This window comes from Streptomyces sp. NPDC051563 (genome assembly GCF_044454225.1).
In the GTDB taxonomy this organism is placed as follows: Bacteria; Actinomycetota; Actinomycetes; order Streptomycetales; family Streptomycetaceae; genus Streptomyces.
The window spans coordinates 101,589-123,228 of the sequence record NZ_JBITDL010000026.1 but is presented as its reverse complement, the minus strand read 5'-3'; the positions used below and the strand labels follow the sequence as shown (position 1 = coordinate 123,228).

General features: G+C 73.9%; 16 protein-coding genes and 1 pseudogene. 13 read left to right on the top strand and 4 right to left on the bottom strand.

Translation table 11 applies throughout. From position 1 onward, the window contains the following. Positions 1-174 precede the first annotated feature (174 nt). The 13 genes from ACIA8F_RS28360 to ACIA8F_RS28300 all read left to right on the top strand — a co-directional run bounded on the left by ACIA8F_RS28360 (position 175) and on the right by ACIA8F_RS28300 (position 14,702). Complete coding sequence (locus ACIA8F_RS28360) at positions 175-594, top strand: NADPH-dependent F420 reductase (protein WP_399382932.1); 420 nt, start codon at positions 175-177, stop codon at positions 592-594. Then, on the top strand, positions 579-1,118 hold the full coding sequence (locus ACIA8F_RS28355; protein WP_399382930.1) for a (2Fe-2S)-binding protein: 540 nt from the start codon (positions 579-581) through the stop codon (positions 1,116-1,118). The genes ACIA8F_RS28360 and ACIA8F_RS28355 overlap by 16 nt, the downstream gene beginning before the upstream one ends. Before the next feature lie 5 nt (positions 1,119-1,123). Continuing rightward, on the top strand, positions 1,124-3,541 hold the full coding sequence (locus ACIA8F_RS28350) for a xanthine dehydrogenase family protein molybdopterin-binding subunit (protein ID WP_399382928.1): 2,418 nt from the start codon (positions 1,124-1,126) through the stop codon (positions 3,539-3,541). After that, on the top strand, positions 3,538-4,365 hold the full coding sequence (locus ACIA8F_RS28345; protein WP_399382926.1) for an FAD binding domain-containing protein: 828 nt from the start codon (positions 3,538-3,540) through the stop codon (positions 4,363-4,365). Before ACIA8F_RS28350 ends, ACIA8F_RS28345 begins: the two co-directional genes overlap by 4 nt. A 35-nt stretch (positions 4,366-4,400) precedes the next feature. Continuing rightward, positions 4,401-5,753 carry an MFS transporter gene (locus ACIA8F_RS28340; protein ID WP_399382924.1) on the top strand — a complete coding sequence of 451 codons (1,353 nt, stop codon included), beginning with the start codon at positions 4,401-4,403 and terminating at the stop codon, positions 5,751-5,753. Further along, positions 5,750-7,288 carry an ATP-binding protein gene (locus ACIA8F_RS28335; RefSeq protein ID WP_399382922.1) on the top strand — a complete coding sequence of 513 codons (1,539 nt, stop codon included), beginning with the start codon at positions 5,750-5,752 and terminating at the stop codon, positions 7,286-7,288. The genes ACIA8F_RS28340 and ACIA8F_RS28335 overlap by 4 nt, the downstream gene beginning before the upstream one ends. A 12-nt stretch (positions 7,289-7,300) precedes the next feature. Next, positions 7,301-7,642, top strand: a complete 342-nt coding sequence (locus ACIA8F_RS28330; protein WP_243334431.1) for a nuclear transport factor 2 family protein — start codon at positions 7,301-7,303, stop codon at positions 7,640-7,642. Between the two features lie 101 nt (positions 7,643-7,743). Beyond that, a complete protein-coding gene (locus tag ACIA8F_RS28325; RefSeq protein WP_399382921.1) occupies positions 7,744-8,391 on the top strand; it encodes a TMEM175 family protein in 648 nt (215 codons plus the stop codon). 120 nt (positions 8,392-8,511) lie between these two features. Continuing rightward, on the top strand, positions 8,512-9,789 hold the full coding sequence (locus ACIA8F_RS28320; RefSeq protein WP_399382919.1) for an IS701 family transposase: 1,278 nt from the start codon (positions 8,512-8,514) through the stop codon (positions 9,787-9,789). After that, a complete protein-coding gene (locus tag ACIA8F_RS28315) occupies positions 9,789-10,955 on the top strand; it encodes an XdhC family protein (protein WP_399382917.1) in 1,167 nt (388 codons plus the stop codon). The genes ACIA8F_RS28320 and ACIA8F_RS28315 overlap by 1 nt, the downstream gene beginning before the upstream one ends. A gap of 94 nt (positions 10,956-11,049) precedes the next feature. Then, positions 11,050-12,558 carry a GuaB1 family IMP dehydrogenase-related protein gene (locus ACIA8F_RS28310; protein WP_399382916.1) on the top strand — a complete coding sequence of 503 codons (1,509 nt, stop codon included), beginning with the start codon at positions 11,050-11,052 and terminating at the stop codon, positions 12,556-12,558. Positions 12,559-12,910: 352 nt separating this feature from the next. Next, positions 12,911-13,708: a VOC family protein gene (locus ACIA8F_RS28305; protein WP_399382915.1), complete on the top strand. Its 798-nt coding sequence runs from the start codon at positions 12,911-12,913 to the stop codon at positions 13,706-13,708. A 397-nt stretch (positions 13,709-14,105) separates the two neighbouring features. Then, positions 14,106-14,702, top strand: a complete 597-nt coding sequence (locus ACIA8F_RS28300) for a sigma-70 family RNA polymerase sigma factor (RefSeq protein WP_399382913.1) — start codon at positions 14,106-14,108, stop codon at positions 14,700-14,702. Between the two features lie 36 nt (positions 14,703-14,738). On the opposite strand, the pseudogene ACIA8F_RS28295 reads toward ACIA8F_RS28300, so the two are convergent. From ACIA8F_RS28295 to ACIA8F_RS28280, 4 genes and pseudogenes are all read right to left on the bottom strand, one after another. Then, positions 14,739-17,579 (bottom strand): annotated as a pseudogene (locus ACIA8F_RS28295) (AAA family ATPase); the annotation flags it as partial. A gap of 56 nt (positions 17,580-17,635) precedes the next feature. Continuing rightward, positions 17,636-18,871, bottom strand: a complete 1,236-nt coding sequence (locus tag ACIA8F_RS28290; RefSeq protein WP_399382911.1) for a histidine kinase — start codon at positions 18,869-18,871, stop codon at positions 17,636-17,638. A 211-nt stretch (positions 18,872-19,082) separates the two neighbouring features. After that, positions 19,083-20,906, bottom strand: a complete 1,824-nt coding sequence (locus ACIA8F_RS28285) for a cation acetate symporter (RefSeq protein WP_399382909.1) — start codon at positions 20,904-20,906, stop codon at positions 19,083-19,085. Between the two features lie 118 nt (positions 20,907-21,024). Further along, entirely contained in the window at positions 21,025-21,300 is a 276-nt protein-coding gene (locus ACIA8F_RS28280) for a hypothetical protein (protein WP_250741408.1), read from the bottom strand. Positions 21,301-21,640 lie beyond the last annotated feature (340 nt).

Genomic DNA, 21,640 nt, shown 5'->3' with positions numbered 1-21,640 from the left:
GTCGGGGGGCGCCCCGCCCGCCCCGGCGGGGGCGGGGGGGGGGCCCCGGGCGCCCGGCCCCCCCCCCGCCCCCCCGGCCCCCCCCCCCCCCCCCCCGGCCCCCCGGCCCCCCCCCCCCCCCCCCCCCCCCCCCCCCCCCCCCCCCCCCCGGCCCGGTCCGAAGTCCTGGTCCTGATGGTGCCGTTCGACAGCGTCCGGGGACTGCTGCCGCAGGAGGCCGTACGGGACACCGTCCTGGTGGACGCCACCAATGCGTTCGACGGTCCGGGCAACGCCCGGGACCTCGGCGGCCGGGGATCCAGCGAACTCGTCGCCGATTGGTACCCGGAGACCCGGATCGTGAAATCCCTCAACACCATGCATTTCGAGACGCTCGCCGTCGCCGGCACCGCGCAGGGCCCGCGTCTGGCCCATTTCACGGCGGGCGACGACGGGAAAGCCAAGGAAATAGTCGCGGGAATCATCGCGGATCTCGGATTCGCCCCCGTGGACACCGGCCCGCTGCACTCCGGAGGAATTCTCCAGCAGCCCGGCGGGCCCCTCTTCAACCGGCCGCTCACGGAAGCGCAGGCGCTGGCATGGACCTCTCACTGAACGTCAACGGAAGACCCGAGCAGTTCTCGGCGCAGCCGAACGAACTGCTCGTGGAACGACTCCGCGACGGCCTCGGGCTGACCGGCACCAAGGTCGGCTGCGACACCGGCCAGTGCGGAACCTGCGTCGTCCGGCTCGATGGCCGCTCCGTCAAGAGCTGCCTGATCCTCACCGCGGCGGCCGCCGGCTCCGCGGTGACCACCATCGAAGGGGTCACCACCCCCGGCGGTGAGCTCAACGGCCTCCAGGAGGCCCTGCGCGAGGAACACGGCACCCAGTGCGGCTTCTGCACCCCCGGCATGGTCATGGCCCTGGGTGAACTGGTCGACAACACGACCGGCCGCGAGGCGCCCACCGAGCCCGAGATCCGCGAGTGGCTCACCGGCAACCTGTGCCGCTGCACCGGCTACCACAGCGTCGTACGAGGAGTGCAGCGCGCCTGCTCCGCGGCCCGCACGCACGTGCCCGCCGACCAAGGCGCCGCGCAGCCGGCCACCGCCGCCGCGTCCGGACAGGAGGGGTGAGGGAGATGACCGCAGTCACGGGGGAGACCCCGCTCCAGGCGCCGGTCCAGGGCAACGGCCTGCTCGGGCAGCCGCTGGACAGCCGCGAGGATCCGCAGCTCCTGCGCGGCGAAGCCACGTACGTGGGCGACATCGACCTGCCCGGCACCGCCCACATGGCGATCCTCGGCAGCCCCGTCGCCCACGCGAAGGTCCTGTCCATCGACACCAAGGCCGCCGAGCAGCTGCCGGGCGTCCTGAAGGTGGCCACCGCGGCCGACTTCACCGACGTCATGCCGCTGCCCTGCATCTGGATACCCGGCGGGGTCGAGAGCCATTTCCCGCCCCACCCCTACGGACTTCCCGGCTCCCGCCCGGTGCTCTCCGGCGACACCGTGCGCCACGTCGGCGACCCCGTCGCCGTGGTCGTCGCCGAGACCCCGCGCCAGGCCGCCGCCGCGCTCGCCGCCATCTCGGTCGAGTACGAGCCGCTGCCCGTGGTGACCCGCGCCGACGAGGCCCTCGCCGAAGGCGCCCCGCAGCTCCACGAGGCCGTCCCCGGGAACCTGAACGCCTACTGGACCTGCGGCGACAAGGACCGCACCGACGCGGCCATCGCCGCGGCCGAGGTCACCGTCGAGCTGGACCTCGTCAACCAGCGCACGATCAACAGCCCCATCGAGCCGCGCGGAGCGGTCGGCGACTACAACCCCGCCACCGGCGAGTACACGCTGTACGCCTCCACCCAGGGCCCGCACAACCACCGCTTCCTGCTCTCCGCGCTGGTCCTCGGCATCCCCTTCAACAAGCTCCGGGTCGTCGCCCCGACCGTCGGCGGCAGCTTCGGCACCAAGGGATACCTGTACCCCGACATGCCGCTGGTCCTGCTGCTCTCCAAGGCGCTCGGCCGGCCCGTGAAATGGGTCGACACCCGCACCGGGCTGATGAACTCCACCGTCCAGGGCCGCGACCACCGCCAGCACGTCACCCTGGCCGGCACCCGCGACGGCCGGATCACCGCCGTGCGCTGCACGAGCTACGCCAACCTCGGCGCCTACCCCTCCACCATCGGCCCCGGTGTCGCCACCGCCCTGATGGGCCGTTCCATCAGCGGCATGTACGACATCGACGCGGCGTTCTGCGAGGTCTACGCGGCCTTCACCAACACCGTCTCGCTCGGCGCCCAGCGCGGCAGCGGGCGGGCCGAGGCCGCGTTCCTGATGGAGCGGCTCGTGGACCGCTACGCCTCCGAGATCGGCATGGACCCGGCGGCGGTGCGCCGCAAGAACCTGGTGCCGAAGGAGAAGTTCCCGTACGACAACGGCCTCGGCTGGACCTACGACTCGGGCGACTACCAGCTGAACTTCGACCGGGCCATCGAACTCTCCGGCTACGCGGACATGCCCGCCCGCAAGACCGAGGCCCGCACCCGCGGCAAGCGGCTCGGCGTCGGCATCGCCTCCTACGTGGCGATCTGCGGGGTCGGCCCCTCCACCCGGATGTCCAAGGAGGGCATGCTCGGCGGCACGTGGGAGAGCGCGAACATCCGCGTCCACCCCACCGGCGAGGTCACCGTCACCGTCGGCTCCGCCTCCACCGGCCAGAGCCACGGCACCGTCTTCGCGCAGGTCGCCGCCGACGAGCTCGGCATCGACCCGGCGACGGTCCAGGTGTACGAGGGGGACACGCTCAAGGCCCCGTACGGCCAGGGGACTTACGGCTCGCGCTCCTACAGCATGGCCGGGCCGGCCATCGCGCTGACGGCCCGGAAGATCAAGAGCAAGCTGGTCAAGGCCGGCGCCGTCTTCCTCGGCGTCCCCGAGGACAAGGTCGTCTACGCGGACGGCAAGGTCTTCGAAGAGGGCAATGAGGAGAACAGCAAGACCTTCGCCGAGCTGGCGATGGCCATGTGGTACGGCTGGGGACTGCCGCCCGAGATCGAGCCCGCCCTCGACGAGACCACCCACTTCGACCCGCCGGACTTCAACTACCCCTTCGGGACGCACGTGGCGGTCGTCGAGATCGACGAACTGACCGGCGAGACCGAGGTGGTGGCCTACACGGCCGTCGACGACGCCGGAAACATCGGCAACCCGAAGATCGTGCTCGGCCAGATCGAGGGCAGCATCCTGCACGGCCTCGGCCAGGCCCTCATGGAGCACGCCGAGTACGACCCGGACGGGCGGCTCGTCAGCCGCGACCTGAACCACTACGCCCTGCCGCGCGCCATCGACGCGCCGTTCTTCACCCTCGACAAGACCACCACGCCCTCCCCGCACAACCCGCTGGGAGCCAAGGGCGCGGGCGAGATCGCCACCGTGCCGCCCGCCGCGGCCGTCGTCAACGCCGTCGTCGACGCCCTGTCCGACCTGGGCGTCCAGCACATCGACATGCCCGTCACCCCCGAGAAGGTCTGGCGCCGCCTGAGAGGGGAATCCCAGTGATCCTCGCCGATTTCGACTACGTACGCCCCGTCGGCCTCGACGAGGCGCTGACCCTGCTGGCCGGCCGGCCCGGCGCCCGGGTGCTCGCCGGCGGGCAGAGCCTGCTGCCCGACCTGCGCACGGGGGAGGAGCGGGCCTCCCTGCTCGTCGACCTGCGCCGGCTGGAAGAGCTCCGGGGGGTCGAGCCGGTGCCCGGGGGGCTCCGGATCGGCGCGCTGACCACCCTGGCCGAGCTGGCCGCGGACCCCCTGGTCCTGGCCGGGGCTCCGGAGATCGCCGCCGCGGCCCGTGCCAACGGCGACCCCCAGGTCCGCAACCTCGGCACCGCCGGGGGCAACCTCGCCGCCACCGGCCGGGCCACCGACCTGCCCGTCGCCGCCATCGCCGCCGGCGCCACGGCCGAACTGGCCGGTCCCGGCGGGGTGTCGACGCTCACCGCCGAGGAGCTGGCCGCCTCCGGGGTTCCGGCGGGCACCGTCATCACCGCCCTGCTCGTCCCGGTGGTCGCCGGCGGCGGCGCCGCCTTCGAGAAGACCGCCGACCGGGCGACCCGCTACCCGGTCTGCGCCGCCGCCGTACGGATCACCCCCGACGGGCCGCGGATCGCGGTCACCGGGGCCACCGTCCGCGCGGTGCGGCTGCGCGGGGTCGAGGAACGGATCGGGGAGGGCCCGTACAGCACGCAGAACGTGCTCGCGGCCTTCCGCGCCGAGCCCCGGGAGCTGTTCGTCCCGGGTCGCGGCACTTCGGCCGAGTACCTCGGCCACCTCGCGGGCGTACTCACCGCCCGCGCGCTCACGAGGGCCGTCCAGGCACCCGCCTGACGGCCCACGACGGGGGAGTTGAAGCAGTGGAACCGTTGCCCACGACAGCACGGACCGCGCCGTCCGCGACCACCACGGGGGTCACCTTGCGCCCAGCCGCCGGCGCCGCAGGCGCACCGGGAAGCTCCGGCTTCTGGGTGGTGGGCGCGGTCCTCGTCCTGCTGATGCTCTCCTCCTCCGTCCCCTCGGCCCTCTACGTGCTCTACCAGCAGGAGTGGGGCCTGTCCTCCGGCATGATCACGGTGGTCTTCGCCCTGTACGCCGTCACCGTGCTCGCCGGACTCCTGCTGTTCGGCTCGCTGTCCGACACCCTCGGCCGGCGGCCCGTACTCGCCGCGGGGCTGGTCCTCGCGATCGTCGCCATGGGCCTGTTCGCCGCGGCCCAGGGGCTCGGCCTGCTGCTCGCCGCCCGCGCCGTGCAGGGGCTGGCGGTGGGCCTGGCCACGGGGGCCATGGGCGCGGCCCTGCTGGAACTGGCCCCGCGTTCTCGGCCCGCGCTCGGCGCCCAGGTCAACAGCGCCGGCCCGACGGTGGGCATCGGCCTCGGCGGCATCGGGGCCGGGCTGCTGGTGCAGTACGCCCCCGCCCCGACCGTCCTGACCTACGTGCTGCTCGTGGGTGCCTTCGCCGTCTGCCTGGTCGGCGTGGCCCGGATGGCGGAGAGCGCGCCGGGGAGGGCGGCGGGTGGGGCTGCTGGGGCGCCTGGGGTGGCCGGGGCGCCTGGGGTGGCCGGGGTGGCCGGGGCACCTGGGGTGGCCGGGGGCCGCTTCAAGCTGGCCCCGCACCGGATCCACATCCCCGCGGCCGTGCGCGGCCGCTTCGCGGTGCTGATCCTGACCATCGTGGCCGTCTGGTCGGTCGGCGGGTTCTACCTCTCGCTCGGCCCGCACCTGGCCCTGTCCCTGCTCGAGAGCACCAACTACCTCGTCGGCGGCGCCACCGTGGCCCTCCTCGCCGGCGCCGCCACCGCCGCCCAGCTCCTGCTCGGCCGCACCGAGGCCCTGCGCACCGCCGTCCTCGGCCTGCTCGGGCTGCTGGGCGGGCTGGCCCTGGTGCTCCTCGCGCTCGGGCTCCGCTCGGCCCCCGTGTTCCTCGTGGCCACCGCCGTCCTCGGGGCCGGCTGGGGCGCCGCCTTCCTCGGCTCCTTCCGCGCCCTGAGCGCACTGGCCGAGCCGGCCCACCGGGGCGAACTGACGGCGGCCGTCTACGTGTTCGCCTACCTCGCGATGAGCGTGCCGGCGGTGCTCGCCGGACTGCTCACCAACATCCACGGACTGCACCGCACCTCGGTCGGCTTCATGGCCACCGTCGCCGCGGTGTGCGCCCTGGCCCTGCTGGCCACCCTGCGGCTGGCGGCCCGGAACAGGACGGAAGGGAGCACCGCATGACCGGTTCCCCGGACACCGCCGCGCTGCGCGCCGCCCTGCGCGGGCTCGAGATCTTCGAGGGCCTCACCGAGGAGCAGCTGGACTGGCTGGTCTCGGTCTCCGAACCGAGGGTGCTCGCCGACGGAGAGGTCCTGTTCCGGGACGGGGAGGAGGCCACGGGCTTCCACGTCCTGCTCTCCGGGGGCCTCGTGGTCACCAAGGTGGTCGACGGCCGCGAGGAGGTCCTGACCCGGCACTCCACCGAGGAGGAGAGCGCGGCCGCCGAGGACCACGACGGCAAACCCTCGGCCGCACACCGGTTCACCGGCGAACTGCCCCTGCTGACGGACGGGGCGTACGTGGCCACGGCCGCCGCGAGCGGGCCTGCCACCACCGTGGTGGCCTACGCGAAGCCGGTCTTCTTCGAGATGCTGACGCGCTGCCACGGGGTGGCCGCCGTACTGATCCCCGTACTGGCCTGGCGCATCAAGTCCTCCGAGGTCCAGGCCCGCAAACGGGCCACCGTCGAAGCGCTGGGCACCCTGGCGGCCGGCCTCGCGCACGAGCTGAACAATCCCGCCGCCGCCGTGGCCCGGGCCGCGCAGGAACTGGCGCCTGCCCTGGACCAGCTGACCCGCACCGCCCAGGCCTGGGGCGCGGCCGCCACGGCGGCCGAGCGCTCCGTGTTCGACCAGCTCGCCGACGAGCTGGACAAGGTGGCGCCGCCGGAGGTCACCGATCCGCTGGCCCAGGCGGACGCCGAGGAGGAGATCGCCGACTGGGCCGAGGAGGCGGGCGCGGAGCGGGCCGGGCTGCTGGGCTCGGGGGTCTCCGACCTCGGACTGAAGCTGGGCGGACTGCTGGAGCGGCTGGAGGGGGTCGGCGAGCGCGCCCTGCCGGCGGCGCTGGACCATCTGGCGGCCCTGCTGGAGATCCGCTCGCTCGCCGCCGAGCTGCGGGCGGCCGGTCCGCGGATCTCCCAACTCGTTTCGGCGACCCGGGATTACGCCAATCTCGACCGGGCCCCCGAGCAGCGCTTCGCGGTGACCGAAGGGCTGGAGAACACGCTGGTCGTGCTGCGTGCCAAGCTCGCGGGGATCGGGATCGTGCGCTCGTACGACCCGGACCTGCCCGAACTGACGGGCTATCCGAGCGAGCTGAACCAGGTGTGGACCAACCTGGTCGACAACGCCGCGGCGGCCATGGAGGGCTCCGGAACCCTCACCCTGCGGGCCCGGGTCGAAGGCGTCTGCATGGTGGTCGAGATCGCCGACACCGGCTCTGGCATCCCCGCGCAATCCCTGCCGAGGATCTTCGAACCCTTCTACACGACCAAGGACGTGGGCAAGGGCACGGGCCTCGGCCTGCACCTCAGCTACCGCATCGTGACCCAGCGCCACCACGGTTCGATCACGGCCCGCTCGCGGCCGGGGGAGACCCGGATGACCGTGCGGCTGCCGCTGTCCGGGACCGATCCGTCCTGCGCGGTGCCGGCCGTACCCGCGGACCCCACCGATCCCACCGATTCCATCGCTCCATCCCCATCGAAGAGTTGAAAGGGAGTCGACATGCCCAAGTACGACATCTCCACGCTGCACCCGGTGTTCGTCCGGCAGATGGACGCGCTCGCCGCCCTGGACATCGAGGCGGTCATGAAGAACTACACCGACGACGCGGTGCTGTTGCGCTTCGAGGGTGTCTCCGTCGGCATCGACGCGGTGCGCGAGACCTTCACCGGGTACCTGACGGTGAAGCCCACCCTCGTGGAGCTCCAGGAGTACGTCGAGACCGACGACACGATCTTCTACCGGGCGATCATGAACCTGAACGGGGAACCGGAGCACGCGTTCGGGACGCTCGTCGTCCGGGATGGCCGGATCTGGCGGCAGACTGCCGGATTCGGCGGCTGATTGCGGAAATCTGGGTAGCGTGTGCGGGGAGGGTGGGGATGTGCACCCTCCCCGTATGTGCGACAGCCGTAGATATATGCAAGAAGCGTGAAGGGGAGGTCATGGAAACGGAAACCGGCCGGGTCGAGGCATTCAGTGATGGCGTATTCGCGATCATCATCACCATCCTCGTCCTGGAATTGAAAGTTCCGGAAGAAACCGGCTCCGATTTCTGGCACGGAGTGCGCGAGCAGTGGCCGCACTACGCCGCCTACGTGGTGAGTTTCCTCATCATCGGCGTGATGTGGGTGAACCACCACACCATCTTCCGTCACATCAAGCGGGTCGACCGTCCTTTGCTGTTCCTGAACCTCCTGGTGCTGATGGTCGTATCGGTGATCCCGTACACCACCAACGTGCTCGCCGAACACCTCATGGAAGAAGGGGGATCGGCCAACGCGGCCGCGGTCCTCTACAGCCTTCTCACCGTGGCCTACGCCCTGGCCTTCCTGGCCTTCTGGTGGTACGTCACCCGCGTCGGACACCTTTTCCACGACCAGGTGGACAAGGACGGCGCACGAGCCACCAGGGTCCGCTTCGGTCTGGGTGCCATCGCCTACCCGTGCACCGTCGTCCTGGCCTTCTTCTCGGCTCCGCTCACTCTCGTCGCACACTTCCTGATCGCGCTCTACTATGCGGCGAACCAGATCCCCATCCCCCTCGTGGTAGAGGAAGAGCGGCTCGAAACTGCGAGCGACCTCAGGAAGTAGCCGCCGGGACCTACGGCCGTTCTCCGCGGTCAAGTAGGGTAATGGATCTAGCTGGTCGCGGGGGAGGCCCAGATGGCTCGCGTAGTCCTGCCGGAGGAATCCACGAAGGAAATCTCCGAATTGATCGACGTTCTGATCTCGCTCTTCTTCGAGTCGTTACCCCGGCGGGACCAGCGAAACTGGGCCCGCGTATACCTGAACGGCCTGGTACAGACGAACGGCAAGAAAACAATTCGTAACATCGCCGGAACCGGGGCCAGTTCCGTCGAGCAGAGCCTTCAGCAGTTCATCAGCAAATCCCCCTGGGACTGGACCCCGGTCCGCCGCTCCCTCGCCCAGCACCTGGAACGCACCGCGCAGCGCCCGCTGGCCTGGGTGGTGCAGCCCATGGTCATCGAGAAGGCCGGCGACCGGTCGGTGGGAGTGGGACGGCAGTTCGTCCCCCAGCTGGGACGCACCGCCAACTGTCAGCAGGCCAGCGGGATCTGGCTCACTTCCAGCGATGCGGGCTTCCCCGTCGAATGGACCCTCACCCTCCCCGGGCCCTGGACGGCGGAACTCCTGCGGCGCCGGCGGGCCGGCATCCCCGACACGGCCCGCTCGCTCACCCCGGCCCAGGACGCGGTACACGCGGTCCAGCGTATGGCCGCCACCTGGCAACTCCAGCGCCGGCCCGTGGTGATGGAAGTCTCCAACGCCGAACTGCCCCAGTGCATCGAATCGTTCGCGATGCAGGACATCCCCTTCGTATTCAAAGTGGACGGCACCCTGCCCGTCTCCTTCGGCGGGGCCGGCCGGCACAAACCCGGGCCGCACACCGCGCCGGCCCGGGAGCTCATCGACTCCCTGCGCTCCCAGCGCCGGGTCGTCGAATGGACCCGGCACGGCCGCGCCGAGGGAGCGGTCACCCTGCTCACCTCGGCCACCATCTTCGCCACCCCCGGTGAGGACCGCCTCGTACCGGCGCCGCCCACCCCGCTGCTGCTCGTCGGGGCCTGGACGGAGGCCGCCCTGCTGCCCACGGAGTTCTGGATCACCAACATCGGGGACCGGCCGCTCGCGCAGCTGTTCCTCCTCGCCAAACTCACGGACCGGGTCGCGCTCGACTTCACGGAGGTCTGCGAGCCCGCCGGAATCCGGGACTTCGAGGGCCGCTCCTTCCGGGGCTGGCACCACCACGCCACCCTCGCCAGCGTCGCCCACGCCGCGATGCTGCTGGGCGCGCGCGGCCGGGGCCCCCACCCGTCACAGCCCGACGCGTACCCCGGCCCGGTCCGGACCGCCCCCACCCGCGCGGTCGCCGCCGTCCATGCCGCCGGGCACGCCGCCGGACCTCCCGCGCTGCCGCCGAGACCGGTCATCCCCGGGCAGAGCCCGCGCCGCGAGTACATCCGCTGATGCTCGACATCGCCGAAGAGCTACGCGCGTGGTGCGCCGCCGGACGGGACTTCGCCGTGGCCACGGTGGTGGCCGTCAGCGGCAGCGCGCCGCGCGGTCCGGGCGCCTCGCTGGCCGTCGACACCGGCGGCACCGCCCTCGGCTCCCTCTCCGGGGGCTGTGTGGAATCGGCCGTGCACGAACTGTGCCTGGAGGCGATCACCTCCGGGCGCAGCAGCGTGCACCGGTTCGGATACAGCGACGACGACGCCTTCGCGGTCGGGCTGACCTGCGGGGGAGTCCTCGACGTCCTGATCACCCCGGTGCGCCGGCACGACCCCGTGCGCCCTGTCATCGGCGCCGTGCTCGACGCCGCCTGCGGCGGGGCCCGCTCCGCGCTGGGCCGGGTGGTCTGCGGGCCGCCGGAGCAGCTGGGCGGGGCCATCGCCGTGCACGCCGACGGTTCCTACGAGGGCCGCCTCGGCGGGGGCGCCGAGCTGGACCGGGCCGCCGCCGAGCGGGTCCGGGACTGGCTCGCGGCCGGCCGGACCGGCACCGCCGAGCTGGGCACGGCGGGCGGGCTCTGCGGGCAGCCCCTGACCCTCCTGGTCGAATCGGCCGCGGAGCCGCCCCGGCTGCTGGTCTACGGGGCCATCGACTTCGCCGCCGCCCTCACCCGCGTCGGCGCCTTCCTGGGCTACCGGGTCACGGTGTGCGATGCCCGGCCCGTGTTCGTCACGGCCGCCCGGTTCCCCGACGCCGACGAGGTGGTCGTGGACTGGCCGCACCGGCACCTGGCAGCGGAGTGGGAGGGGGGCCGGCTGGATTCCCGTACGGCGGTCTGCGTGCTGACCCACGACGCCAAGTTCGACGTCCCGCTCCTGACCCTCGCCCTGCGGCTGCCCCTCGCGTACGTCGGAGCCATGGGCTCGCGCCGCACCCACGAGGAGCGGGCCCGGCGGTTGCGGGCCCAGGGCGTGCCGGCCGCCGCGCTGGCCCGGCTGCGGTCACCGATCGGCCTGGACCTCGGCGGGGCGACCCCCGAGGAGACCGCGCTCGCCATCGCCGCCGAGTTCACGGCCGTCCGGTACGGAGGAACGATTCTCCCGCTGGCCTGGAGCCAAGGAGCCGTCCACGGCCGGGCCGCGGAGCCGCCGGCTCCCGTCCCGAGGGCCAAGGTCCCGTAGAAGGACCCGCGGAAGGTCCCGTAGGAACCGACCATTCGGCCCCACATGTCCTGGACGATCGGCCGGGGCGGTGTGAACTCCAGGTCGTGTGAGAATGAAGTACGTGCGTTCCTCGACTGCCCTGTCGGGGTCACCTCCGAACGACTGGGATGTTCAGCACGTGCGTTTTCTCAATGACCTGAAGCCGCCGTACGACCTGACGTACGACGATGTGTTCATGGTGCCGAGCCGCTCCGCGGTAGGTTCCCGCCAGGGCGTCGACCTCTCCGCGCCTGACGGCACCGGCACCACCATTCCGCTGGTCGTGGCCAACATGACCGCCATCGCCGGCCGCCGGATGGCCGAGACGGTCGCCCGCCGCGGCGGCATCGTCGTCATCCCGCAGGACATCCCGATCGACGTCGTCACCGACGTGATCTCCTGGGTGAAGACCCGCCACCTCGTGCTCGACACCCCGATCACCCTGGCCCCCACCCAGACCGTCGCCGACGCGCTGTCCCTGCTGCCCAAGCGCGCACACGGCGCCGGCGTCGTCGTCGACGCGGACGGCCGCCCGGTGGGCGTCGTCACCGACCACGACCTGACCGGCGTGGACCGCTTCACCCAGCTCTCCGAGGTCATGTCGAAGGAGCTCCTGCTCATCGACGCCGACATCGACCCCCGCGAGGCCTTCACCAAGCTCGACGCCGGCCACCGCAAGCTGGCCCCCGCCGTCGACAAGGACGGCAGGCTCGTCGGCATCCTCACCCGCAAGGCCGCGCTGCGCGCGACCCTGTACACCCCGGCCACCGACGCCAACGGCAAGCTGCGCATCGCCGCCGCCGTCGGCATCAACGGCGACTTCGTGGCCAAGGCCAAGCAGCTGCTCGACGCGGGCGTGGACACGCTCGTCATCGACACCGCGCACGGCCACCAGGAATCCATGATCAGCGCGATCAAGGCCGTCCGCGCCCTCGACCCGCAGGTCCCGATCGTGGCGGGCAACATCGTCGCCGCCGAGGGCGTCAAGGACCTGATCGACGCCGGCGCCGACATCATCAAGGTCGGTGTGGGCCCCGGCGCCATGTGCACCACCCGCATGATGACCGGCGTGGGCCGCCCGCAGTTCTCCGCGGTGCTGGAGTGCGCCGCCGAGGCGAAGAAGCACGGCAAGCACGTCTGGGCCGACGGCGGCGTCCGTCACCCGCGCGACGTGGCGATGGCACTGGCCGCCGGTGCCTCGAACGTCATGATCGGCTCCTGGTTCGCCGGCACGTACGAGTCCCCGGGCGACCTCCAGCAGTCGGCCGACGGCCGCCTGTACAAGGAGTCCTTCGGCATGGCCTCCGCGCGCGCCGTCCAGAACCGCACCTCGGAGGAGTCCTCCTACGACCGCGCCCGCAAGGGCCTGTTCGAAGAGGGCATCTCCACCTCGCGGATGTTCCTGGACCCGGCCCGCCCGGGCGTCGAGGACCTGATCGACTCGATCATCGCGGGCGTCCGCTCCTCCTGCACCTACGCCGGTGCGGCCTCCCTCGCGGAGTTCGAGGAGAAGGCCGTCGTCGGCATCCAGTCCGCGGCGGGCTACGCCGAGGGCAAGCCGCTGCACGCCAGCTGGAGCTAGTCCCCTTCTTCTGCTTCTTCTTCACCACTGCGCCGGGGTCCCCGTGGGGGCCCCGGCGCAGTGCTGTCCGCGGCCCGGTCCGGCTCGTCCGGGACATGACCGTCCGGGAGCCGGCCGCTCGACCGACGGCCAGACGCTGTCCCCCGGCCCGCGGGATCTCCGAGACCAAGCGGGTCCTGCGGGAACTGCTGGAAGCCTGCGCGGAGGCGGGCGGCCGACCGTACCTCTACGGCACCCGAGATTTTCGACGTGGTGCCTTGGTGCCGCACACCTCGCGCCGCCCGGTACCGACGGGCGGGGGCAGGGGTCCGGTGCCACGCTGGTCGTACTCGATCCGCGAAAGGCACCCGTCATGATCAGCACTGACTTCGTCCCCGGCTCCCCCTGCTGGCTCGACCTCGGCGTACCGGACGTCCCCACGGCTGCTGCCTTCTACGGAGCGGTCCTCGGGTGGGACTACGAGTCCATGGACGAGGGGGAGGACATGGAAGGCGGCATGTTCCGGAAGGACGGCAAGATCGTCGCCGGGCTGGGCAAGCTCACCGAGGAGGGTGCCCGCCCGGCCTGGATGATCTACTACGCCGTCCCCGACGCCGAGGCCGCGACCCGCGCCGTCGAGAGCGCCGGCGGCGCCGTGCGGGTGGCGCCGAGGCAGCTCGACGCCTGGGGCACGATGGCGCAGTACAGCGACCCGCTGGGGGGCCAGTTCGCCGTCTGGCAGCCCGGGGACACCAAGGGCGTCGAGCTCGTGGACCAGCCGGGATCCCTCGCCTGGACCGAGCTGTACACGAGCGATGCCGCGGCCGCCCGGGAGTTCTACGGGGCCGTCTTCGGCTGGCAGTTCGGCGATATGCGGATGCCGGGCGGCGAGGGCACGTACACCCTGATCACCCCCGCCGGGCAGCCCGAGGGGAGCATGCAGGGCGGTCTCATGGAACTCTCCGCCGAGGACCTCGCGGTGGCGGGCGGACGTCCGTACTGGCACCCGGTCTTCCACGTCACCGACTGCGACGCGGCCGTCGCCGAGGTCACCGCGCGCGGCGGCAGCGTGCAGATGGGGCCCGCGGACGCCGAGGGGGTCGGCCGCCTCGCCGTCTGCCTCGACCCGGCGAACGCCGACTTCGTGGTGCTGACCCCGTCCCAGGACTGAGCTCCCCGGCCCGGCCGCCCTTCCGCGCGGCCCGGCCCCCGCTTCCCGCGGCCCCGCCGCCGTCCACCCGGACGGCGGCGGGGCCGTTCGCGTACCGCCGTACCGCCGTACCGCCGTACCGCCGTACCGCCGTACCGCCGTACCGCCGCCGGCCCGTTGCCGCGGCCCGCGGGCGACCGTTCACCGACGTGGGACGACCGGTCGGCGCAGGGCGCACCGGGATACGTCAGGCGGCGGATAACTCCGCGCGCGTGGTCCGGCACGCTCGGTACATCCCGGGCTGTGTCCCCGCCCGGATCCCGGCCCGTCACCCCGTCCGTATCCCGGCCCGCACCACCGCACCGCCCGCGCCCCGCCCCGCACATCGACCCGCGTCCCGACCCGGAAGGGGTAGCCCATGTCGGCCATGCCGCTCGCGCCGCTCGTGCCGCTCACGTCCGCGAACGCCGGCACCGTCACGGTCGCCCGCCGCCGCACCGACGCCCACGCCCTCGCCCGGCTGGAGCGGGAACACGGCAAGGCGCTCCACGGATTCCTCCTCGGCCTCACCTTCGGTGACCGCCACCGGGCCGAGGACCTCGTCCAGGAGACCCTGTTCCGTGCCTGGAAGCACCCCGAAGCCCTGGAGAGCGGGGCCCACGCCTCCATGCGGCCCTGGCTCTACACCGTCGCCCGCCGCGTGGCCATCGACGCCCGCCGGGCCCGCCTGTCGCGCCCGGCCGAGGTCGGGCCCGACGGGCTGGAGCAGTCGCCCGCCGACGAGGACCGCACCGAGCGGTCCGTCGCCGTCCTCGACGTCCGCGAGGCCCTGCGCCTACTCAGCCCCGATCACCGGGCCGTGCTCCTGCTCATCTACTTCCGCGGAGCGAGCGTCTGCGAGGCCGCCGAAGCGCTCGGGATACCCGCCGGCACGGTCAAATCCCGTACCTACTACGCCCTGCGGTCCCTGCGCGCCCTCCTGCCCGGCTACGAAGACGGCCACCTCCGCCCGTGAGCGGACCTCCAGCTTGGCCAGGATGTGCGAGACGTGGGTCTGCACGGTCCGGCGGGACAGGAACAGCTCCGAGGCGATCTCCGGGTTGGTGCGGCCCCGCGCGACCAGCAGCGCCACCTTCAACTCCGCCGGAGTCAGCGCCTCCCACCCCCGCGCCGGCCGCCGCCGGGACGCCCGGCTGCCCCGCCGCACCCCCAGGCTCCGCAGCCGTGCGTCGGCCCGGGCGATGTCCCACCGGGCGCCGAGCAGCTCGTACGAGGCCACCGCGCCGGTCAGCGCCGACCGCGCACCCGCCAGGTCCCCGTGCCAGGCCCGGGCCACCGCCAGGTCCTCGAGGGTCTGGCCCGCCACCAGCCCGCCCCGCGCCAGGGCCGCCGTCTCCGCGAGCAGCTCCGGGTCTTGGGCGAACAGCCCGCGGCAGCGCAGCAGCGCCAGCGCCGGACCCGGCTGCTCCGGCAGGGCCGCCGCCGTGCGGGCGCAGGCGGCCACCGCCGACCGGGCCGCCTCGGTGTCCCGGCTCTCCAGAGCGAGCCGGACGGCCTCCGACAGCGCCCAGGGACGGTCGAAGGCCACCGCCTCGTCCACCCCGTCCTCCAGCGCGGGCAGCAATGCCGCCAGCGCCTCGCCGGGGTTCGCGTCGCGCTCCGCCAGCAGGGCGCGGGCCAGCAGGATGTGCGCGGTGTGCCGGCGGGCCGCTGGCGGCTCGTACGCCTCCGGGCCCAGCAGGGCCAACTGCGCCCTGGCCGCCTCCTGTTCGCCGCGATGGCCCAGGATCAGGGCGCGCAGCCCACTGGTCAGCACCGGCAGCCAGCCGTCCGAGACGGGCATGCCCTGGGCCCGGGCCAGGCCCTCCAGCGCGGCGTCCCAGTCGCCGAGCCGGTAGCGGAGACCGGCCAGCAGGGCCTCCGTGACCACGAGCCGGCCCGTGGAACCGGTCCGGGCCGCCAGCTGCCGGGCCTCGCGCAGCGCCGCCGCGGCGGCGTGCGGCTCGTCGAACCGCAGATGGCCCTCGGCCTGGTTGGCGAGCAGCAGCAGCCGCATGTCGTTGGCGGCCGGGCTGCGGCGGGCGTGCGCGATCCCGGCCGCCACGTGGCGCAGCGACTCCCGGCCCCGGTTCAGGTGGAACAGCGCGAAGGACATGGCGTGTTCGGCCTCCGCGCCGCACAGCGGATCGCCGAGCAGCCGCGCCCGCGCGACCAGCGGTCCGGCCAGCGCGTACGCCTCCTCCGGCCGGTGCAGATCGGCCAGCGCCAGGACCCGGCACGCCTCCAGCCGCAACCGCAGCCCCGCGCCCGGGACTTCCTCGTCCAGCGCCTCCTCGGTGACCTCCAGGGAGCGGGCCATGTCCCCCTGGATCATCAGCGCCGACACCAGCTTGAAGGCGAGCGCGGACCGCCGCCCGGGATCCTGTGCCCGCTCGCGCAGCGTGCGCAGCAGCTCCACGGACTCGGGCCGCCGCAGCATCAGGGCCGCGTCGGCGAGCCCATCCTCCAGGGCCTCCCGGTACGGACTCCCGGTCCGGCCGGGGGGCTGCTCCGCGACCTGTCGCACGGCCCGGCCCAGCAGCGCTGCCGCCGTCTCGGGCGCCACCGCGATCAGCGCCTGCGCCGACTCCGCCGCCCACCGCACCGCCCACGGGTCCAGCACCCCGCCGGCCAGCAACTGCCCGGCGGTCCGGGCGGGATCGAGCCCGGCCCCGGCGAAGGCGCGCGCCGCGTCCTGGTGCAGGACGCCGCGGGCGGCCCGCGGCAGCTCCGCGTACAGGGCCAGCCGCACGGCCGGCTGCCGGAACCGCAGGGCCTCACCGCCGACCGTGCCGCCGTACGGGCCGCTGTCCGGGCCGCCTTCCGGGGCGCAGGGCGGGCCGCCTTCCGGGCTGCCCGGCGCGGGCGGGCCCGGCGGGAGCCCGGCGGGCAGGGGGCCGGCCTCCAGCACCCCGGTCAGGAGCGGGGTCTCCAGGTCCGCGAGCAGGTCCCGGACGGGGAGCGTGCGTACGAGGGCCAGCTCGCGCGCCGTGAAGGCCGGTCCGAGCAGCGCCGCGTGCCGGAGCGTGGCCAGGGCCCCCGCGGGAAGCCCGCCCAGCTCCCGGGTCACCGCCTCCGGGGGAGCGGGCAACTCGCCGACGGGGAGCGTCAGTTCCGCGGAGCCGGCGCGGACCTCGATGATCCCGGACCAGTGGGCGAGCAGCTCCCGCAGCAGCCGGGGATTGCCGCCCGCGTGCCCGGCGGCCTCGCGCAGCCGGGGGCCGGGCTCCGCGCCCAGCGCCTCGCGCACCAGCGCGGCCGACTCCGCCCCCGTCAGCGGCTCCAGCCGGAGCGTGCGCCCGCCCGGCCCGCCGCCCAGGGAGGCGCACAGCTCCTCCACGTCAGCCCGCCGGGGAAGCCGCCGCCGGGCCGCCGGCAGGAGCAGCGGCAGCCGCTGCGCGGCGCGCGCGAGGTGGCGCCACAGCAGCAGGGAGGCCGGATCGGCCCACTGGAGGTCGTCCAGGGCCAGGAGCAGCGGCCGCTGCGCGCACCACTCCTCGACGTCGGCCGCCAGCAGGTCCACGGCCGCCAGCAGCGCGCCGCCCGGTTCGGCCGACCGGGCCGCCTCCCGGAGCAGGGCCAGCGCCCGGGCCCGGCCGGGGCCGGAAGGGTGCAGGCAGTCCAGGGCCGCGCGCAGCGGAAGTCCGGTGCCCAGCGCCTCGGCGGCCCCGTACCGGACCCGGCAGCCGAGCGCGGCCGCCTCGGTCAGTGCCTCGCGCAGGAAGAAGGTGCGGCCCGCGCCGGGCTCCCCCTCCACGAGCAGGCAGGCTCCGCCGCCCTCCGCACCCGCCCGCACCCATGTCCGCAACGCGTCACGGCAGTCCTCGCGGTGCTGTTCTCGCCCGACCCGCACGTCGGCGATCCCTCCGGTCGTTCGCGCCCCCTCCAGGATGGCAGCTCACGGTCCGGTCAGCGCCGGGGAATTCGGCCAGGTGGGGCCGAACTGTGCACCCCCGCACGGTATTTGGGAATCCGCACCGTTATCTTCATGCCCGCGCCCATACCCGTTTCGATGACGAGCCCGTGGCCGTCCCCGTAGACCTGGCGCAGCCGCTCGTCCACATTGGGCAGTCCGATGCCGGCGGAGGAGCCCGGCTGCTCCCCGGCCAGGATCCGGCGCAGCAGGGAGGGATCCATCCCGACGCCGTTGTCCTCGATGGTGATCAGCGCCTCCGCGCCCGCGTCCCGGGCCGCGATGGTGATCCGGCACTCCGCGGTGGAGTCCTCCAGCCCGTGCTTGACCGCATTCTCCACCAGCGGCTGCAGGCACAGGAAGGGCAGCGCCACCGGCAGCACCTCCGGCGCCACCTGCAAGGTCAGCTTGAGCCGCTCCCCGAACCGGGCTCCGGCCAGGGCCAGGTACTGCTCGATGGACCGCAGCTCCTCGGCCAGCGTGGTGAACTCCCCGTGCCGCCGGAAGGAGTAGCGGGTGAAGTCCGCGAACTCCAACAGCAGGTCCCGGGCCCGCTCCGGATCGGTGCGCACGAATGAGGCGATCGCCGCCAGGGAGTTGAAGATGAAGTGCGGGGAGATCTGCGCGCGCAGCGCCTTGATCTCGGCCTCCATCAGCCGGGTCCGCGACCGGTCCAGCTCGGACAGCTCCAGCTGCACGGACACCCAGCGCGCGACCTCGGTCGCGGCCCGCACCAGCACCGCCGACTCCCGTGACCCGTAGGCCACCAGTGCGCCCAGCATCCCGTCCTCGCCGGTCAGCGGGGCGACCACGGCCCACTTGAGCGGGCAGTCGGGCCGCTCGCACTCGGTGCGCACGCTCTGGCTGCGCCCCGATTCCAGCATCACCGCGACCCGGGCCATCGCACGGCGCTCGTGGTGGTCGGCGCCGGGGCCGTCCCAGGCGAGGACGTGCGCGCGGTCCGTCAGGCACAGGGCCTCGGTGCCGAGCAGGGAGCGCAGGCGTTTGGCGGCCTTGCGGGCGGCGTCCTCGGTGAGGCCGGCGCGCAGCGGGGGAGCGGCGAGGGAAGCGGTGTGCAGGGTGTGGAAGGTGGCCCGCTCCACGGGGGTGCCGAGGTCGAGGCCGAGGGCCCGCTCGCCCCGGCGGGCCTGCAGGCGGCCGCCGATCCAGCCGAGGCCGATCAGCAGCGCCCCGCCGGCCGCGCCGAGCACCGAGAGCAGTGCTCCGGTCATGGTGTGCCGCCCTTCGTCGAGAGCGGTGCTCCGGTCGGAGTGCACCGGGCACGGCTGCGAGCGGTGCTCCGGGGCGGTGCCCCCGCAGCTGCCGTCAGCTCGGCTGTCGTGAGGTCCGGCGCCGTGAGCTCCGCTCCGGCCTTGGAGCGGCGCGCCGCGATCAGAGCGGCGCTCTCGTTCCGGTGTGCCGCTCCGGTTGCAGAGCATCCGGTCACAGAGCATCGCCCTTTCCGGCGGGCGCGCCGGAGCCTGACCAGCCCGTTCCCGTTCCCGTTCCCGTGCCCGTGCCCGCCGCGCCGCCCCCGGCCCCGCCGGCCGCGGGGGCCAGGTCCGCCACGTCCTCCGGCAGGTGCAGCCGCGCCAGGGTCGCGGCCGTGCCCGGCGGGATCCGCCCGCGCGTCCCCAGGGACACCAGCACCATCGTCAGGAACCCCAGCGGCACCGACCACACCGCCGGCCAGGCCAGCAGCGTGTTCGCCCACCCCGCCGGCGCCAGCCCGGCCCGCGTCGCCAGCACCGCGCTCAAGGCGGCCCCGCCCCCCGTCACCAGCCCGGCCACCGCCCCCGGCGGCGTCAGCCCGCGCCACCAGATCCCCAGCACCAGCAGCGGGCAGAAGGACGAAGCCGACACCGCGAAGGCCAGCCCCACCGCGTCCGCCACCGGCACCTCCGTCACCGCCACGCTCCCGGCGAGCGGCACCAGGATCGCCACCAGCACCGCGGCCCGGAAGCTCCGTACCCCGCGCGAAGGCAGCACGTCCTGGTGCAGCACCCCGGCCACCGCCATCGTCAGTCCCGAAGCCGTGGACAGGAACGCGGCGAACGCGCCACCGGCCAGCAGCGCCCCCAGCAGTTCCCCGGCGAGCCCGCCCACCACCCGGGCCGGCAGCACCAGCACCGCCGCGTCCGCCTCCCCGGTCAGGGCCAGCTCCGGGGCGTAGATCCGGCCCAGGGCCCCGTAGACCGGGGGCAGCAGGTAGAAGGCGCCGACCAGGCCGAGGACCACCAGCGTGGTGCGCCGCGCCGCCCGCCCGTTCGGGCTCGTGTAGAAGCGCACCGCCACGTGCGGCAGCCCCATGGTCCCGAGGAAGGTGGCCAGGATGAGCCCGTACGTCGCGTACAGCCGCAGCTCGGGCCGGTCCCCGGACAGCGGCTCCGACCAGCTCGACACGCCGGGCCGGGCCTCCGCCCGGCTCTGCGGCACCGCGGAGTCCGGGGCGAACTCCAGCCGCGCGTGCGCCCGTACGGCATGCTGCCCGGCGCCGAGGGTCACGGGCTGCCCGGCGTACGCCCGCCCGTCCACCTGCCCGGTCACCGTGACCGTCAGCGGCGCGTCCAGGGACAGCCGTACGTCCTCGGCCAGGGTGACGGCCGTGTGCTCGCGGAACACCGCCGGGGCGTCGAAGGAGGCGCGCGGGGCGCCGTCCCCCGCCCAGGCCGCCAGCAGGAAGAAGGCGGGCACCAGGAGGGCGGTGAACTTCAGCCAGTACTGGAAGGCCTGCACGAAGGTGATGGACCGCATCCCGCCGGCCGCCACCGCCGCCGTCACCACGCAGGCGACGACCAACCCGCCCACCCAGTGCGGGGCCCCGGTCAGGATCTCCAGGGTCAGGCCCGCGCCCTGGAGCTGCGGCAGCAGGTACAGCCAGCCGACGCCGAGCACGAACAGCACCGCGATCCGGCGCACCGCCTGCGATTCGAGCCGGGCCTCGGCGAAGTCGGGCAGGGTGTACGCGCCCGAGCGGCGCAGCGGGGCCGCGACCAGCACCAGCAGGACCAGGTACCCGGCGGTGTAGCCCACCGGGTACCAGAGCATCTGCGGCCCCTGGAGCAGCACCAGCCCGGCCACGCCGAGGAAGGAGGCCGCCGAGAGGTACTCGCCGCCGATGGCCGCCGCGTTGAGGCGCGGGCCGACCGTGCGCGAAGCCACGTAGAAGTCCGAGGTGGTCCGCGAGATGCGCAGGCCCAGCGCGCCGACCAGCACCGTGACCAGGACGACGACGGTGACCGCGGTCAGCGCGTACGTCTGGTTCACCGGCGGGTCCTTCGGCTGGGGCGCGGGCGCGGCCCTGCGCGGGTGTCGGGGTCACGGGAGTCTACGCACGCCCCCGGAGCGGGCGACAGGCCCTCTCGCAGGTCAGGCCGGATATGACTCAGCGGGCGGGATCGCGGTGCTCGGCGCAGTCCCGCAGGGCGATCTCCAGCTCCACGTACGATTCCTCGGCGCGGCGGAAGGCCAGCGTCAGGGCCGCCTCGGCGCGGGGCGGCAGGTGCCCGTACGCGCCCTCGTGGGCCTCGTACAGCACGTCGGCCCAGCGGGCGGCCGCGCTCCGCAGGCGGGCCAGCAGTACCTCGGCCTCGGCGGGGCCGGCCGGGCGGGTGCGGGGCAGACCGGTGAGTGCGTCGAGCAGCGCCTGGATTTCGGACATCTGCTTCCTCCCGGGGCCGAAGATCCACGATACCCGCGGGGGTCCGTGCGGGTGGCCGGTCCGGCCCGTGCTGCGGCCGACGGCCCGGGCGGATCGCCGTACGTCCCTGCCCGCACGGTGAACGGTCCGCCGCCGCGCCGGACGGTCGGCGCACGCCCTGCGGGGCTGTCCCCTACCCACCCTTCGCCCGTTCCCCGGGGCTGTGCCCCGGGCCCGTTTGGGGGCTGCGCCCCCCGGACCCCCCTCGGGGCTGTGCCCCGGGCCCGTTTGGGGGCTGCGCCCCCCGGACCCCCCTCGGGGCTGTGCCCCGGGCCCGTTTGGGGGCTGCGCCCCCCGGACC

Bases quoted from the DNA above. Each gene is read 5' to 3' on its own strand.
- ACIA8F_RS28335 (WP_399382922.1), top strand. From the start codon at position 5,750: ATGACCGGTTCCCCGGACACCGCCGCGCTGCGCGCCGCCCTGCGCGGG.
- ACIA8F_RS28305 (WP_399382915.1), top strand. From the start codon at position 12,911: ATGATCAGCACTGACTTCGTCCCCGGCTCCCCCTGCTGGCTCGACCTC.
- ACIA8F_RS28330 (WP_243334431.1), top strand. From the start codon at position 7,301: ATGCCCAAGTACGACATCTCCACGCTGCACCCGGTGTTCGTCCGGCAG.
- ACIA8F_RS28350 (WP_399382928.1), top strand. From the start codon at position 1,124: ATGACCGCAGTCACGGGGGAGACCCCGCTCCAGGCGCCGGTCCAGGGC.
- ACIA8F_RS28310 (WP_399382916.1), top strand. From the start codon at position 11,050: ATGAAGTACGTGCGTTCCTCGACTGCCCTGTCGGGGTCACCTCCGAAC.
- ACIA8F_RS28290 (WP_399382911.1), bottom strand. From the start codon at position 18,871: ATGACCGGAGCACTGCTCTCGGTGCTCGGCGCGGCCGGCGGGGCGCTG.
- ACIA8F_RS28300 (WP_399382913.1), top strand. From the start codon at position 14,106: ATGTCGGCCATGCCGCTCGCGCCGCTCGTGCCGCTCACGTCCGCGAAC.
- ACIA8F_RS28280 (WP_250741408.1), bottom strand. From the start codon at position 21,300: ATGTCCGAAATCCAGGCGCTGCTCGACGCACTCACCGGTCTGCCCCGC.
- ACIA8F_RS28315 (WP_399382917.1), top strand. From the start codon at position 9,789: ATGCTCGACATCGCCGAAGAGCTACGCGCGTGGTGCGCCGCCGGACGG.
- ACIA8F_RS28360 (WP_399382932.1), top strand. From the start codon at position 175: ATGGTGCCGTTCGACAGCGTCCGGGGACTGCTGCCGCAGGAGGCCGTA.
- ACIA8F_RS28355 (WP_399382930.1), top strand. From the start codon at position 579: ATGGACCTCTCACTGAACGTCAACGGAAGACCCGAGCAGTTCTCGGCG.
- ACIA8F_RS28325 (WP_399382921.1), top strand. From the start codon at position 7,744: ATGGAAACGGAAACCGGCCGGGTCGAGGCATTCAGTGATGGCGTATTC.